General features: G+C 72.0%; 11 protein-coding genes. 9 read left to right on the top strand and 2 right to left on the bottom strand.

The genetic code is table 11. The annotated features are described in order from the left end of the window. Nucleotides 1–58: 58 nt before the first annotated feature. Nucleotides 59–1162, bottom strand: a complete 1104-nt coding sequence (locus tag ACIP8Z_RS03550) for a DUF2235 domain-containing protein (protein WP_402078170.1) — start codon at nt 1160–1162, stop codon at nt 59–61. A gap of 89 nt (nt 1163–1251) precedes the next feature. On the opposite strand from ACIP8Z_RS03550, the gene ACIP8Z_RS03545 reads away from it, so the two are divergent. Genes ACIP8Z_RS03545 through ACIP8Z_RS03535 form a run of 3 tightly spaced genes read left to right on the top strand, consistent with a single transcriptional unit; the run spans nt 1252 to nt 4753 of the window. Then, nucleotides 1252–2430: a caspase family protein gene (locus ACIP8Z_RS03545; protein WP_402078168.1), complete on the top strand. Its 1179-nt coding sequence runs from the start codon at nt 1252–1254 to the stop codon at nt 2428–2430. Further along, nucleotides 2427–3713 carry a hypothetical protein gene (locus ACIP8Z_RS03540; RefSeq protein WP_402078166.1) on the top strand — a complete coding sequence of 429 codons (1287 nt, stop codon included), beginning with the start codon at nt 2427–2429 and terminating at the stop codon, nt 3711–3713. The genes ACIP8Z_RS03545 and ACIP8Z_RS03540 overlap by 4 nt, the downstream gene beginning before the upstream one ends. Beyond that, complete coding sequence (locus tag ACIP8Z_RS03535) at nt 3713–4753, top strand: MBL fold metallo-hydrolase (RefSeq protein WP_402078164.1); 1041 nt, start codon at nt 3713–3715, stop codon at nt 4751–4753. The genes ACIP8Z_RS03540 and ACIP8Z_RS03535 overlap by 1 nt, the downstream gene beginning before the upstream one ends. A gap of 69 nt (nt 4754–4822) precedes the next feature. On the opposite strand, the gene ACIP8Z_RS03530 is transcribed toward ACIP8Z_RS03535, so the two are convergent. Further along, the gene (locus tag ACIP8Z_RS03530; RefSeq protein ID WP_402078162.1) at nt 4823–6283 is read right to left on the bottom strand and encodes a catalase; all 1461 of its coding nucleotides are present in this window, start codon (nt 6281–6283) and stop codon (nt 4823–4825) included. A 158-nt stretch (nt 6284–6441) separates the two neighbouring features. Here ACIP8Z_RS03530 and ACIP8Z_RS03525 point away from each other — a divergent pair, with 158 nt between their 5' ends. From ACIP8Z_RS03525 to ACIP8Z_RS03500, 6 genes are all read left to right on the top strand, one after another. After that, complete coding sequence (locus ACIP8Z_RS03525; RefSeq protein WP_402078160.1) at nt 6442–7287, top strand: hypothetical protein; 846 nt, start codon at nt 6442–6444, stop codon at nt 7285–7287. A 22-nt stretch (nt 7288–7309) separates the two neighbouring features. Next, nucleotides 7310–7708 (top strand): NTP pyrophosphohydrolase, encoded by a 399-nt coding sequence (locus tag ACIP8Z_RS03520; RefSeq protein WP_402078157.1) that lies wholly within the window; start codon nt 7310–7312, stop codon nt 7706–7708. Between the two features lie 129 nt (nt 7709–7837). Continuing rightward, nucleotides 7838–9085 (top strand): ABC transporter substrate-binding protein, encoded by a 1248-nt coding sequence (locus ACIP8Z_RS03515; RefSeq protein ID WP_402078156.1) that lies wholly within the window; start codon nt 7838–7840, stop codon nt 9083–9085. Nucleotides 9086–9097: 12 nt separating this feature from the next. Beyond that, the gene (locus ACIP8Z_RS03510) at nt 9098–11932 is read left to right on the top strand and encodes an ATP-binding cassette domain-containing protein (RefSeq protein ID WP_402078154.1); all 2835 of its coding nucleotides are present in this window, start codon (nt 9098–9100) and stop codon (nt 11930–11932) included. Further along, entirely contained in the window at nt 11929–12675 is a 747-nt protein-coding gene (locus ACIP8Z_RS03505) for an ABC transporter ATP-binding protein (protein WP_402078152.1), read from the top strand. Before ACIP8Z_RS03510 ends, ACIP8Z_RS03505 begins: the two co-directional genes overlap by 4 nt. A gap of 93 nt (nt 12676–12768) precedes the next feature. Then, nucleotides 12769–13575, top strand: coding sequence for a class I SAM-dependent methyltransferase (locus ACIP8Z_RS03500; RefSeq protein WP_402078150.1), 807 nt, complete (start codon nt 12769–12771; stop codon nt 13573–13575). Nucleotides 13576–13624: the final 49 nt, after the last annotated feature.

Below are 13624 nucleotides of genomic sequence, written 5' to 3'. Positions count from 1 at the left end.
TCTCACGCCGGTCACGACCGCTCACCCGGCCGCGGTCCCCGCCTTGTGGTTCGGCCGCTCACCCCGGCCCAGGCCGTGTGGCCGCGCCGCTCACCCCGGCCCCCGCGCGAGGATGCGGCGTCAACCACTCCCTGTCCGTCCAGATCACCCCGTCCGGGATCCGCCTCGCGTACGCGGCGTCCTCGTCGATCCGCAGCCGTACGCTCTCGTGCACCTGGGCACCGGAGGGGACCTGGCGCGGCCGGTAGGTGAGCAGGGCCCACACGGCGCCCATGCGGTGCACCGTGCCGAGCGCGTGGCCGGCGTCGAGCGTGAGGTGCTTGCCGTACGCCTTCTCCTTGAGCAGGAGGTCCGCGTCGAGGGCGCCGTCCACGATCCACTTGAGCGCGACGGTGGGCAGTCTCGGGTCGTCGTCGAAGGTGCCGCCCACGTCGGAGTGGACTCCGGCGAACCAGGCCTCCTCGATGACCGGGCCCCGTGCCCCCGGCTTCTCCGGCGGCAGGACGAGGTACTCCTCGTACGGCCGGCGCTTCTCGTCGATGGAGACGGCGTGACGGACGCGGCTCACGTTGGGGACCCGGCGCGTGAAGAGCCAGCGCAGGTTCCAGCGCAGCAGTCCTGCCGCCTTGACCGAGTCCCAGATTCCCATGAAATGAACGGGGATTCCGGTGCGGTCGTCCACCTTCCGGCTGAACGCGCCGGCGAACCGGTGGAGTTGCTTCCAGTCGTCGTCGGTCCAGGTCCGGTTCTTGGCGTACACGGAGATCGCGTACGGCACGAGGTTCTCCGACCCGGGCCGCAGCAGGCCGACCGCCTTGAGCAGCCCCGCCAGGGCGCGTGCGGTGTACGCGCCGCGGCTGAAGCCGAAGAGGTAGATCCGGTCGCCGGGTTCGTAATGGTGCATCAGATACGTGTACGACTCGGCCAGGTTCTCCTTGAGCCCGGCACCGAAGGCGAGGCCGAGGAGCCGGGAGAACTTCCGTGCCGGGACGGTCCAGGCGCCGGCGGCGGAGAACGTGCCGACGCCGGGGTCGTAGTAGGCGATCTGTGCCGCCGGGTCAGCGAGGTCGAGCATCTCGTAGAGGTTGACGACGTTGGTGTTGCCGCGGGCCTTGAGCTGGTTGCCCGTCCCGTCCAGGCACACCACGATGTTCTTTCCCATCACGGCCTCCGAGGGACATAAGCCACTCTTCCTCCTATGCTAGAAGCAAAGCCTCCCACCGGCCCGCCAGTGCGTCACGTGGAGGTTCCATGGCCGGATTCACCGTCCACGTCTCCGAGGACGTGGGCGTCGCGGCGACACACGCACTCGTCATCGGGGTCGGGGCGTACCCGCATCTGCAGGGTGGCGGGTCGCCGACGGACCATCCGGGAGCCCTGGGCATGCGGCAGCTCTCCTCGCCGCCCCTCTCGGCCCGCGGGTTCGCGACCTGGATGATCGACGGGTACCACGACAGGAACAAGCCCCTGGGGAGCCTCGCGCTGCTGTTGAGCGAGGCCGCGCCGGCGCCGTTCGTCCACCCGGCGACGGGCGCGGAGCACGTCGTGGAAGAGGCGACCATCGACAACATCGTCGCCGCCGTCAGGGAGTGGAAGGACCGGGGCGACCACGACGACGCCCGGCTGGTCTTCTACTTCTGCGGTCACGGCGTCTCCCTGGGAATCACCACGTCCCTCCTGGCGTCGGACGTCTTCGCCGACCGCGACAGCCCGATGAACGGCGCTCTGCAGTTCGAGGCGCTGAAGAACGGGCTCAACAACTGCCGTGCCGGGCAACAGGTGTTCTTCGTGGACGCCTGCCGGGCGGGTTCCGACACGCTCGTCAAGCGTGTGGGAACGGACAACCTCGGCCGGGTTCCCCTCAGCGGCAGCACCTTGCGTCCCGACGGCTTCGTGCCGAGGATGCACGCCGTCTACTTCGCGACCCTGCACGGCCAGGAGTCCTTCGGCCGCGCCGGCCGCGTCAGCCTGTTCACCGACGCGCTGCTCCGGAGCTTCGACGGCGCCGGGAGCGAGAACACCGAGGGCCGGGTCTGGCGCGTGACGACCCAGACCCTGATGCACGCGATCAGCCAGTTCATGAGGGCCATCCCCTTCGCGGGCACTCTCGCCGGGGCCGCCGTCCCGGCTAGCCCGGAGTCCTTCGAATTCGACTTCCACGAACTGAGGGGAGACCCGATCGTCCCCGTGTACGTCGGCTGTCATCCCGCCGAGGACAACACCCGTGCGGAGTTCGTCTGCCGGCACCCGGCCCAGGCGGAGCGGCGGCGCCCACCGCCCGCCGACGGCGAGGCGGACCACAGCGAGTGGGCCCTGTTCCTGCCGTTCGGACAGTACGAGGTCGAGGCCCTCCTCGGGCCCGGAGACACCCGCCGCGAGACGTTCGACGCCCGCCCCCCGATGTTCCGCGTCGTATTGGCCAGACCATGACCGCCACGCTCGCCGTCCGGCTCCTCCTCTCGCCCGCCGGGGAGTTCAACGAGGCGGTGATCGTCGGTGACATCCGCTCGGCCGACCTCGAAGGCACCTCGCTGCGCAACATCCGTATCCCCTGCGGGCGTTCACCCGAGCCCGCCCCGTACCCGGTCGACCCCGGACGCTACGTCGTGTCCGCGACCCTGCCCTCGGGAATGGTGCTGACGAAGGACGCCGAGGCGGTGGAGGGCCGGTCGGCCCCGGTGGATTTCGACATGACCGACTCGCCGTACGGGACGCACGCCTGGCAGTACCTCATGGGCAACATCGAGCCCGAGCGCGTCTACCACGGTGCCACCGGGGTGCCGCTTCCCGAGTCGGTCGCCTCGCGGTCCATGGTCGCGCCCGCCGTCGGCGCGGACGGAGTCCTGCCCGAGTCCGTCGGCGACGTCTCCGCGCGCGCCACCTGGGTCGGCGACTCCCGGCCGGAATGCTGGTCCTACGCGTCGATGCTGGCCCTCGAACAGGACCCGGCGAGGCCGTCGGTCGCCCCGTTCATCGCCCGGAGCGCGCCCCGCCCCCTGTCTGCTTCCGCCGAGCGCGGGGCCGACGTCACCCCGCTCTACCGGTTCGGCCCCGACGGCCCCGCCCTTGCCCCCGGCGGGCCGGTCGGCGAGCGGCAGTTCCTCGTCGTGGAGGCCGCCGGAGCCGTACGGCTCGTCACCCTCCCCCTGCCCTGGGGCACCAGCGACGTCGAGGTCCTCGTCAACCTGCGGCAGAGCCCGACCGGCAGCGCCGTGGCCGTGGCCGTACGCGATCCGCAGCTCGGGGCCGGGCTCGCGTACATGGCCCAGGGCGCCCTGGACACCGCGGCGCAGCTCTTCACCGACGTGGGGAAGGCGCTCCACTCCGATCCAGAGAACCCGCTCGCGGCGACCGCCGGATCGTACGTCCTGCTCGGCACCGACCACCGCACCGACGAGACGTACTGGGACCCCTGGCTGCGGCTCCTCGCCGACCGCTACCCCTGGCTCAGCGACGGCGCGATCCTGCGGGCCGCACGGCAGCTGCGCCGGCCCGGGGCCGACCGGAAGGAGGCCAGGGACGGGCTCATCGAGGCCTTCGACCGCGGGATCCCCTTCTACACCCTCGGCCTCACCTGGCTCGCCGACGGACTCGCCGCCTTCCCCGACGACCCCGCGTGCGCATCCCGGCTCGACCAGGTCCGCCGGCTCTCCTGGCTGGCCGACATGCGCGAGCCGTTCCTCATCCTCGACCTGCGTCAAGGGAGCGCGTGATGATCCGCCTCAGCATGCTGCCCGCGGAGGACGGCGACTGTCTGCTCCTCGAATACGGAAACGACGACTTCGCCCGGCGGATCCTCGTCGACGGCGGGCGGCGAGGCACCTACGCGCGCATCAAGCCGCTCCTGGCCGGACTGGACGGCGGGATCGACGTGCTCGTCGTGACCCACGTCGACCAGGACCACATCCTCGGCGTGCTGGCCCTGCTCGGCGACCCCGGGCGGCCGGTGGAGATCGGTGACGTGTGGTTCAACGGCTTCGACCACCTGCACGACCGCGAGGTCTTCGGCGCCGTGGACGGAGAGCTGCTCACCACCGAGCTCATGAACCAGCGGCTCCCCTGGAACGCCGCCTTCGCCGGCCGCAGCATCGAGATCGACCACCCGCCGACCTGGTTCGACGACGGCTCCACCATGGAGGTGCTCGCCCCGGACCGCAGGCTCCTGGAGTCGCTGATCGACACCTGGAGGACGAAGTGCGAGGAAGCCGGGCTGATCCCCGGGATCGACCCCAAGGAGCGGCAGCCGGAGGCCGGGATCGAACGCTTCGGGGCGATCGACGTCGACGCGCTGGCCGCGGCGCCCTTCAGACGCGACGGCTCCCCGACGAACCCGACCAGCATCGGTCTGCTCTTCGAGTTCGAGGGCGTCCGCCTCATCCTCACCGGCGACGCGGACGACCCGCGCCTGGTGGCCTCGCTCCGCCCGCGCGCCGAGGCGGAGAACGGCCGGCTGCGGATCGACGCCCTGAAGGTCGCCCACCACGGCAGCGCCAAGAACCTCTCGAACAACCTCCTCGGCCTGCTCGACTGCGGCCGCTACCTGATCTCCACGAACGGAAGCGTCCACGGCCACCCCGACGACATCGCGATCGCCCGGATCCTGAAGAACGGCGGCGCGACGAAGGACCTCTTCTTCAACTACCGCGAACGGGCCGCGAACTGGGACGTGCCCGACCTCAGGGACCGGTTCGGCTACACCGTGCACGCGCCGTCGCGCGACGACGCGGACGGCTTCATCACGGTGGAGTTCTGAACACGGTCGAATACGGCCGAGCACGTCCGAGTGCGGCCGGGGTGAGGCCGAGCGCGGCCCAGTGCGTCCCTACGAGGCCTGCTTGGCCCGGACGCCCTCGGAGATGCGCTTGCCGAGGGTCGCGTCGATGTTCGTCCAGTACGTGAAGGCACGCTCCAGGACCGGCTCGCTCACACCGTCGAGGAGGTGGCCGACCACGTTGTCCACGAGCCGGTCGCGGGCGGCGTCGTCCAGGACCTCGCGCACGAGGGTGCCGGGCTGGCCCCAGTCGTCGTCCTCCGGATGCGAGACGTAGGCCGTCCGGGTGATCTCGCCGTCGGCGGTCCAGCTCGGCGGGCTCCCGTAGTGCTCGGTGTCGGCGGCGGGGCCGCCCTTGGAGTTCGGCGCGTAGACCGGATCGGACGTCTTCCGGTACGCCATCGCCCCGTCCTTCGAGTACGTGTGGACGTCGACGACGGGCGCGTTCACCGGAAGCTGCTGGTAGTTGACGCCGATACGGGCCCGGTGGGCGTCCGCGTACGAGAAGAGCCGGGCGAGCAGCATCCGGTCGGGGCTCGGCCCGATGCCGGGGACCAGGTTGTTCGGCTGGAACGCGGCCTGCTCGATCTCGGCGTGGTTGTCGGTGGGGTTGCGGTCCAGCGTCATGCGGCCCACCGGGATGAGCGGGTAGTCGCCGTGCGGCCAGACCTTGGTGAGGTCGAACGGGTTGAACCGGTAGCCGGCCGCGTCCTCGTACGGCATCACCTGGACGTGCAGCGTCCACGACGGGAAGTCGCCGTCCCGGATGTGCTCGAAGAGGTCCCGCATGTGGAAGTCGGAGTCGGCGCCCGCCAGGCGGTCCGCCTCGTCCTGGGTGAGGAAGTCGACGCCCTGGTCGGTCTTGAAGTGGTACTTCACCCAGAACCGCTCACCGGAGGCGTTGATCCACATGTACGTGTGGGAGGTGTAGCCGTTCATATGGCGCCAGCTGCGCGGAATGCCTCGGTCCCCCATCAGCCAGGTGACCTGGTGAGCGGACTCGGGGGAGAGGGTCCAGAAATCCCACTGCATGTCGTGGTCGCGCAGGTTGCTGTCGGCGCGGCGCTTCTGTGACCGGATGAAGTGCTGGAACTTCATCGGGTCCTTCACGAAGAACACCGGCGTGTTGTTGCCGACCATGTCGTAGTTGCCCTGGGACGTGTAGAACTTCACCGCGAAGCCGCGCGGGTCCCGCCAGGTGTCCGGGCTGCCGCGCTCACCGGCCACCGTGGAGAAGCGGGCGACCAGGTCGGTGCGGGTGCCCGGCTGGAACAGCGCGGCCTTGGTGTAGCGGCTGACGTCGTGGGTGACCTCGAAGCGGCCGAAGGCGCCGCTGCCCTTGGCGTGCGGCTGGCGCTCCGGGATGCGCTCGCGGTTGAACTGTGCCATCTGCTCGATCAGGTAGGCGTCCTGGAGGAGGATCGGGCCGCCGGGGCCCACCGTGAGCGAGTGCTCGTCGCTCTCCACCGGGGCGCCGGAGTCGGTCGTCGTCGCGGGTCGGTTCTCGGTCATGGATCTGCTGCCTTTCGTCGTCGCCCCCGCCTACCCTCTTCCTCCTCGGTGAAAGCTGCCACCCGAGGTCCTCTTCGAACCCGGCCGCGCCGGGGCCCGCCCGGGGCCCGCCCGGGGCGCGGGCCGGCGTCGGCCGGGAGACGGGCGAACGGTGTCACTTGGCCGAACGCGGCAAGCGCCGTGGGGACCCCGAGGCCAGGCTCGCCGCGGGGGAGGCGGATGCCACCGCGTCGGGGGACGGGGACTTCGCGCTGGCCCGCTACGACATCGCCGGAGGCCTGGACACCTCGTTCGACACCGACGGCAAGGTGACCACCGACTTCGGGTCCACCCATGAGAACGCCCTCGCGGTGGCACTGCAGCCCGACGGCAAGATCGCCGCCGCCGGTGTGAGCGGTTCGGACTTCGCGCTGGCCCGCTACCAGGACGGCGCGGCGGGCGGGGCGGACGTCTCGGTCACCAAGGCGGGCCCCGGTGCGGCCAGCCTCGGCGATCGGGCCTCCTACACCGTCACCGTGACCAACACCAACACCGACGCCACCGCACCGGTCACGGCCGTCACGCTGTCCGACACCCTCACCGGCCCCGGACGGCTGCTGTCGGCGACCCCCGGTCAAGGCACGTGCACGACCACGCCCAGCAGTGCCACCTGCGCCCTCGGCAGCCTGGCCCCCGGCGCGAGCACCGTCGTGACCGTCGTGGTCGAACCCACCGCCGTCGGCACCCTCTCCGACACGGTCACGGTCGACGCGGCGGAGTCCGACACCGTTCCGGGCAACGACACCGACAGCGTGAGCACCACCGTGAACAACGCCCACGGCTGCACGATCCTCGGTACGAGCGGTGCCAACACCCTCGTCGGCGGCAACGGCGACGACACCCTCAACGGCGAAGCCGGCACCGACGTCCTCGTCGGCGGCAACGGCGCCGACGCCCTCGACGGCGGCCCTGGCACGGACACCTGCGTCACCGGCCCCGGCGACACCGTCACCACCTGCCCGTAGGGCGTCCTGACATCCTGGGGCCATGAGCACTGATGATCCGTCGCTCCGTCCCCTGCTCGTGGTGGACGGCGCCAACGTCGTGGGATCGGTGCCGGACGGCTGGTGGCGGGACCGGCGCGGAGCCGCGGAGCGGCTGCGCGACCGGCTCGCCCTGACGGGCGGCCCGGCCGACGGCCCGTTCACGGGCCCGTACGAGATCGTGCTGGTCGTGGAGGGCCGCGCCCGGGGCGTCGCCTCCGTACCCGGCGTGCGGGTCGAGGAGGCCCCCGGCAGCGGCGACGACCTGATCGCCGAACTGGCTCGGAACGCGAGCGGCCGGCCGTGCCTGGTCGTCACGGCCGACCGCGGACTGCGCCGGCGGGTGGAGGAGGTGGGCGCCAGCTGCACGGGCCCCCGCAGTCTCCCCGCGGCACCGCGGTAGGAGGTGGGCACGCCCCGGCCACGCGAACCCGTGAATTGATCTGACGGGCCGTCAATTGACGCTGTATCAATTATTGACGGTTCGTCAGGTCGGTTACAGAATGCGGTCCACCCGACGGAGGGATCGCCCGTGCCTCGACCGTTGCGCGTCATCGCCGCCAGCTTCGCGCTGCTCCTCGCCACCGCCTGCAACTCCGCGTCGAGCGGCGGGAGTACCCCCTCCTCCGTACGCGGGGTCACCGACGACACGATCAAGGTCGGAGGCATCGTCTCCATGACGACCGCCAGCGGCTACTCCAAGAAGGACACCGACCTCGGCGCCCGGGCCCGCTACGACCGGGCCAACGCCGAGGGCGGGATCAACGGCCGGAGGATCGAGTACCTGGGGGCCGAGGACGACGGTCAGGACCCCGCGAGGAACCTGGCCGCGGCACGCAAGCTCGTCCAGCGGGACAAGGTCTTCGCGGTCTCGCCCATGAGCTCGGTCACCTTCGCCGGGGCCGACTTCCTCGACACCCAGAAGGTCCCGACCGTGGGCTGGGGCACGCTCCCCTCGTTCTGCGGGCCGGCGCACCTCTACGGCTTCAACGGCTGCCTCGTGCCGACGCCCGGCGGCACGCTCAACCAGACCTGGCCCGAGGGCCTCGCGGCCGTCCTCGGTGGCTCGCGCGGCAAGTCGGTGGCGCTGATCGCCGGCGACAACGACGCCGGAAAGTTCGGCATCCGCACCTTCACCCAGGGCTTCAAAGCGGCCGGCTTCCAGGTCCCGTACGCCAAGGCCGTGGTGCCGGCGACCTCGATGCCCAGCGACTGGTCGGCGTACACCAAGGAGATCCTCCGCTCGGGCCCCGGAGGCGGCGCACCCGACGCCGTCGTCTCCGTGATGCAGACGCCGTACAACATCGGCCTGTTCACCGCGCTCAAGCGGTCCGGCTACAAGGGCGTCATCTCCGACCCGACGGACTACGACCCCGGGCTGCTCGCGAAGGACGCGACGAAGCAGGCCCTCGACGGGGTGCACGTGCTGCTGCAGTTCCAGCCCTTCGAGTCGGACAGTCCGGCGATGCGGCGGTTCAAGGAGGACATCAAGAAGGCCGCGGGGGGTGAGAGTGTTCCTTTGAACATGCACATGCTCACTGGGTACATGAGCGCCGACCTCTTCCTCTCCGTCGCCGCGAAGGCCGGCGAGGACCTCACCGTCGAGTCCTTCCAGAAGGCCGCGTCCGGGTTCTCCGACACCGGCACGCTCGTCGGTGACCGCGCGCTGCCCAAGGGGCAGAAGGAGAGCTTCGGCTGCGGGGCGCTCGTCCGGCTGAAGAACGGGCGGTACGAGGTGGCGGTGCCGTTCAGATGCTATCCGCCGATCCCCTTCGGCTGAGGGGCGCGTCACGTGGGTGACCTGCTGGGCTTCGTCCTGAGCGGGCTGGTCTCCGGCGCGCTGTACGCGCTGCTCGCGACCGGCCTCGTGCTGTCCTACTCGGCCTCCGGGCTGTTCAACTTCGCGCACGGCGCCACCGCCTATCTCTGCGCGCTGGCGTTCTACGAGCTCCACTCCGGCTTCGGATGGCCGGCCGTTCCCACCGCCCTGCTCCTGGTGTTCGTGGTGGCGCCAGGGCTCGGCTGGGGTCTGGACCGGCTGATGTTCAGAAGGCTGGCCAAGGTCGGCGAGACGGCGCAGATCGTGGCCACCATCGGTCTGCTGGTCGCGCTGCCCGCGGCCGGGCTGTGGATGGTCGAACTCCTGGAGCGGGCCGGCGCCCCGGTCCTGCCCGCCGAGAACCAGTTCGGGCTGCCGGGCGTCGGGCCGAGCCCCGCGGTGTCCTGGCAGCCGCTCGACGGTGTGGGCATCGACTCCGACCAGCTGATCACCTGGATCGCCACCGCCCTCGCGGCGGCCGGCCTGTGGGTCCTGATGCGGCACACCCGGCTCGGCCTGCGGCTGCGGGCCGCGGTCGACAACCGCGCGCTGACCGAGCTGCGGGGCATCAGCGCGGACCGGCTGTCCTCGACCGCGTGGATGCTGTCGTCCGGACTCGCGGGCCTCGCCGGTGTCCTCGCGACCCCGCTCCTCGGGCTCTCCGCGCACGACTACACGCTGTTCCTGTTCGTCTCGGCCACCGCGGCGGTCCTCGGGCGCTTCGCGTCGGTGCCGCTCGCGTTCGTGGGCGGCCTCGGGCTGGGGGTCCTGCAGAACCTCGTGGCGGGGTACGCGTCGTTCGCCGAGGGCATCACCGGCTTCCGTACGGCCGTACCGTTCCTCATCCTCTTCGCCGGTCTCGTCGTCCTGGTACGGCGGCGGCGCCGCGCCGCGGGCACGGCCGCCGCGGACCCACCGCCGGTGGAGTACCTCGCCGGGATGGGGTGGGGCCGCCGCTGGGGCGCGTGGGTGGTTGCCGGGGTGCTCCTCGGCACGGCGTTCTACACCGTCACCACCCCCTTCTGGAGCGGGATCCTGGCCCAAGGGCTGGCGATCGGGCTCGTGTTCATGTCGTTCACGGTGGTCACCGGTCTCGGTGCGATGGTGTCCCTCGCCCAGGCGACGTTCGTGACCGGCGCCGCCCTGGTCGCGGGGCTGCTGATGAGCCACGGCTGGCCCTTCGTGGCCGCCGCGGCGGTCGGCACGGCCGCGGCGGCCCTGCTCGGCGCGGTGGTCGCGCTGCCCGCGCTGCGGCTCGGGGGCAGATCCCTGGCCCTGGCCACCCTGGCGCTCGCCTTCCTGGCGGACCAGGTGCTCTTCCAGCTCGGGTGGCTGCGCAACGGCGACACCGGGTGGGAGATCCCGCGGCCGGTGGCCGGACCCGTGGACCTGGGCGACGACCGGGCCATGGGGCTCGCGCTCGTGCTGCTCAGCGGGGTGCTCGTCGCACTCCTCACCCGGCTGCGCGCCTCCCGCTGGGGCCGGGCCATGCTCGCGGTCCGCTCGGCCCCGGAGGCCGCCGCGGCCTCGGGGGTGTCGGTGGTACGGACGAAGCTCCTGCTGTTCACGGTGTCGGCGGGCCTCGCGGGCTTCGGAGGGGTGCTCTACGCCTCGTACAACACCAGGATCACGGCCACGGACTTCACGGCGATGACGGGCCTGGTGTGGCTGGCGGTCGTCGTCGCGGCGGGGGTGCGCAGGCCGCAGTTCGCCGTGGTGGCGGGGCTGGTCTTCGCGGCAATCCCGCATCTGATGGCGACCTACGTGACCGAGTCCGCGCATCTGCCCGTGATCCTCTTCGGTCTTGCGGGGCTCGCGCTGGCGAACGACCCGGACGGATACTGCGCGGCGCTGCCGTCGAGGCGAGCGGCCCGACGCGCCGCGAAGCGGGGTGCGGCGGGGAGGGGGGCCGTGGCGGGGACCACATCCGGGGTCGTTCCGGAGGCCGTCCCCGGGGCCGCGTCCGGGGTTGTTCCGGGGGTCGTTCATCCACGCGACGAGGCACGGGCGGACCCGCACGTCCCGAAGACGCCGGCAAGCCCCCGGCCCGCGAACGGCGGCGGCGCGGCGGGCGTCGCCCCAGGAGCCGGCAGCGGCCCCGGCCGGACGCCGAGCGCGCTCGAACTGAGCGGCGTCCACGCCGGGTACGGCGGCGCGCCCGTGCTGCACGGCGTGGATCTCGCGGTGCGCGCCGGAGAGGTGCTGGTGCTGCTCGGGCCCAACGGGGCGGGGAAGTCCACCCTCTGCCGGGTCGCGGCGGGACTGCTGCGGCCGGCCGGTGGACTCGTCCGGGTGCGCGGTGAGGACGCCACCCGCGACGTGGCGGTCACGCGGGCCCGCCGGGGGGTGCGGCTGGCTCCCGAGGGACGGGGGATCTTCGCCGGGCTGTCCATCCAGGAGAACCTGGCCCTCCAGCTGACGGCGGCGGAGGACCGGGACGCCGTGTACGCGCGGTTCCCCGCGCTCGCCGCCCGCCGCTCCGTCGCCGCCGGATCCCTGTCGGGCGGCGAGCAGCAGCTCCTCGCCCTCGCCCCGCTCCTCCTGCGACCGCCGGCGGTCCTCGTCGCCGACGAACCGTCCCTCGGCCTCGCGCCGCTCGTCGTGGACGACGTCTTCCGGCTCCTGGCCGAACTCCGAGACAACGGGACGGCGTTGGTCCTCGTCGAGGAGAAGGCGGCCGAGGTGCTCGGCATCGCCGACACCGTCGCGTACCTCGCACAGGGCGAGATCGCCTGGACCGGGCCGCGGTCAGAGGTGGACCGGGAGCGGCTCGCCGAGGCCTACCTGGGGACGGGAGTCCGCCGATGAGCCACCCTCTGCTCCGTGCGAGCGGGATCGACGTCCGCTTCGGCGGCGTCCACGCCCTGCGCGACGTGACCGTCTCCGTCGGCCCCGGGGAGATCTGCGGCCTCATCGGGCCGAACGGCGCGGGCAAGACGACGCTCTTCGACGTGCTGTCGGGGATGCGGCGACCGGACGCGGGAACGATCGCGTACGACGGTACGGACATCACCCGCCGTTCCCCCGTCTGGCGAGCCCGGCACGGCGTTCGCCGCACCTTCCAACGCCGTCAGCTCTTCGGCCAGTTGACCGTCGCGGACAATCTCCTGGTGGCGCAGGACTGGCGGGGCGGGGTGCGGCCCGCGGCGCGCCGCCATCGGGAGCGGGCCGCCGCCGTGCTCCACGAGTGCGGGCTCGAAGCGCTCGCCGACTCGTACGCGGGCGGGCTGCCCGTCGGACAGGCCCGCATGGTCGAGCTGGCCCGCGCGCTCGCCGATCCGCCCCGGGTCCTGCTCCTGGACGAGCCCGCGTCCGGGACGACCGCAGAGGAGCGCCGCGGACTCGCCGCCGTCATCCGTCACATGGCGGACGAGGAGAACTGCGCGGTGCTGCTCGTCGAGCACGACGTGGCCTTCGTGATGGAGCTGTGCTCACGCGTCGTGGTGCTGGACCTCGGCAGGGTTCTCGCGGAAGGGGCGGCGGCCGAGGTCCACGCGGACCCGGCGGTGCGGGAGGCGTACCTGGGGACCGGTCCCGGCGGCCCGGGATGAGATCACCCCGATCGCGGCGGGGCACCGTCGACAGGGGTGGATCCGGACGTCAGACTGTTCGCGGAGGTGACGCGGGTGGAGGAACCGGTGGAAATGCGTGCCGCTGTTCGGGAGACGTACGGTCCGGCCGACCTCAGTTCGGTCCCGGTGTTCGCCGGAGGATTCATCAACTTCGGGCACTGGGGCTCGATCGACCTCGCCGGACCGCTCACGGTCGACGACCGGGTCCGCAGCCAGGAGGACATGTACCGGCAGGTGCTCGACGCCGCCGGTCCGCTCGCCGGCCGGCGGATCGTCGAGGTCGGCTGTGGGCTCGGTGTCGGCTGTGCGCTCGCCCTGCGCGCGTACCGGCCGGAGCGGGTGACCGGGATGGACATCCATCCGCAGCAGCTGGACCGCGCCCGCAGGACGAACGCGGAGCTGCTGGAGACCTCGCCGTCGGCGCTCCGGTTCGTCCGCGGTGCGGCGGAGGACATGCCGTTCGGTGACGGCGAGTTCGACTGCGTCTACAGCGTCGAGGCCGCCCAGCACTTCGACGACATGATCGCCTTCACCCGGGAGGCGGCCCGGGTGCTGCGGCCCGGCGGCCGGGTGGTCGTCGCGAGCTTCTTCACCCCGGACGACGACCCGGACCACGGAACCCGGCTGGCCTCGTACCTGGAGACGTTCGCCGACGGGCTGGACATCGCGCGTCCCGTCACGCTCGTGACCGACGCGCTCACCCGGGCGGGCCTGACGGACGTGCGGGCCGTGTCCATCGGGCCGGAGGTGTGGCAGGGCTGGGACCGCTGGCTGTCGGACCAGTGGAAGCCGGGAACCTGGCCGCGCAACTTCCTGAAGGTCTACGAGCAGGGCGACCTCGACTACTACATCGTCACGGCCGGCCGCCCGCAGGACTGATCCCGGGACCCGGCTCCGCCGTCGCGCCCCCGTCGCCCACACGGGGCGC

The organism is Streptomyces sp. NPDC088553 (genome assembly GCF_044752965.1).
Classification (GTDB): domain Bacteria; phylum Actinomycetota; class Actinomycetes; order Streptomycetales; family Streptomycetaceae; genus Streptomyces.
This window is presented reverse-complemented; position numbering and strand designations above follow the sequence as displayed.

What these genes read in the sequence shown, in the direction of transcription:
- ACIP8Z_RS03535 (WP_402078164.1), top strand. Translation starts at nt 3,713, where the DNA reads ATGATCCGCCTCAGCATGCTGCCCGCGGAGGACGGCGACTGTCTGCTC.
- ACIP8Z_RS03540 (WP_402078166.1), top strand. Translation starts at nt 2,427, where the DNA reads ATGACCGCCACGCTCGCCGTCCGGCTCCTCCTCTCGCCCGCCGGGGAG.
- ACIP8Z_RS03500 (WP_402078150.1), top strand. Translation starts at nt 12,769, where the DNA reads ATGCGTGCCGCTGTTCGGGAGACGTACGGTCCGGCCGACCTCAGTTCG.
- ACIP8Z_RS03505 (WP_402078152.1), top strand. Translation starts at nt 11,929, where the DNA reads ATGAGCCACCCTCTGCTCCGTGCGAGCGGGATCGACGTCCGCTTCGGC.
- ACIP8Z_RS03520 (WP_402078157.1), top strand. Translation starts at nt 7,310, where the DNA reads ATGAGCACTGATGATCCGTCGCTCCGTCCCCTGCTCGTGGTGGACGGC.
- ACIP8Z_RS03550 (WP_402078170.1), bottom strand. Translation starts at nt 1,162, where the DNA reads ATGGGAAAGAACATCGTGGTGTGCCTGGACGGGACGGGCAACCAGCTC.
- ACIP8Z_RS03545 (WP_402078168.1), top strand. Translation starts at nt 1,252, where the DNA reads ATGGCCGGATTCACCGTCCACGTCTCCGAGGACGTGGGCGTCGCGGCG.
- ACIP8Z_RS03530 (WP_402078162.1), bottom strand. Translation starts at nt 6,283, where the DNA reads ATGACCGAGAACCGACCCGCGACGACGACCGACTCCGGCGCCCCGGTG.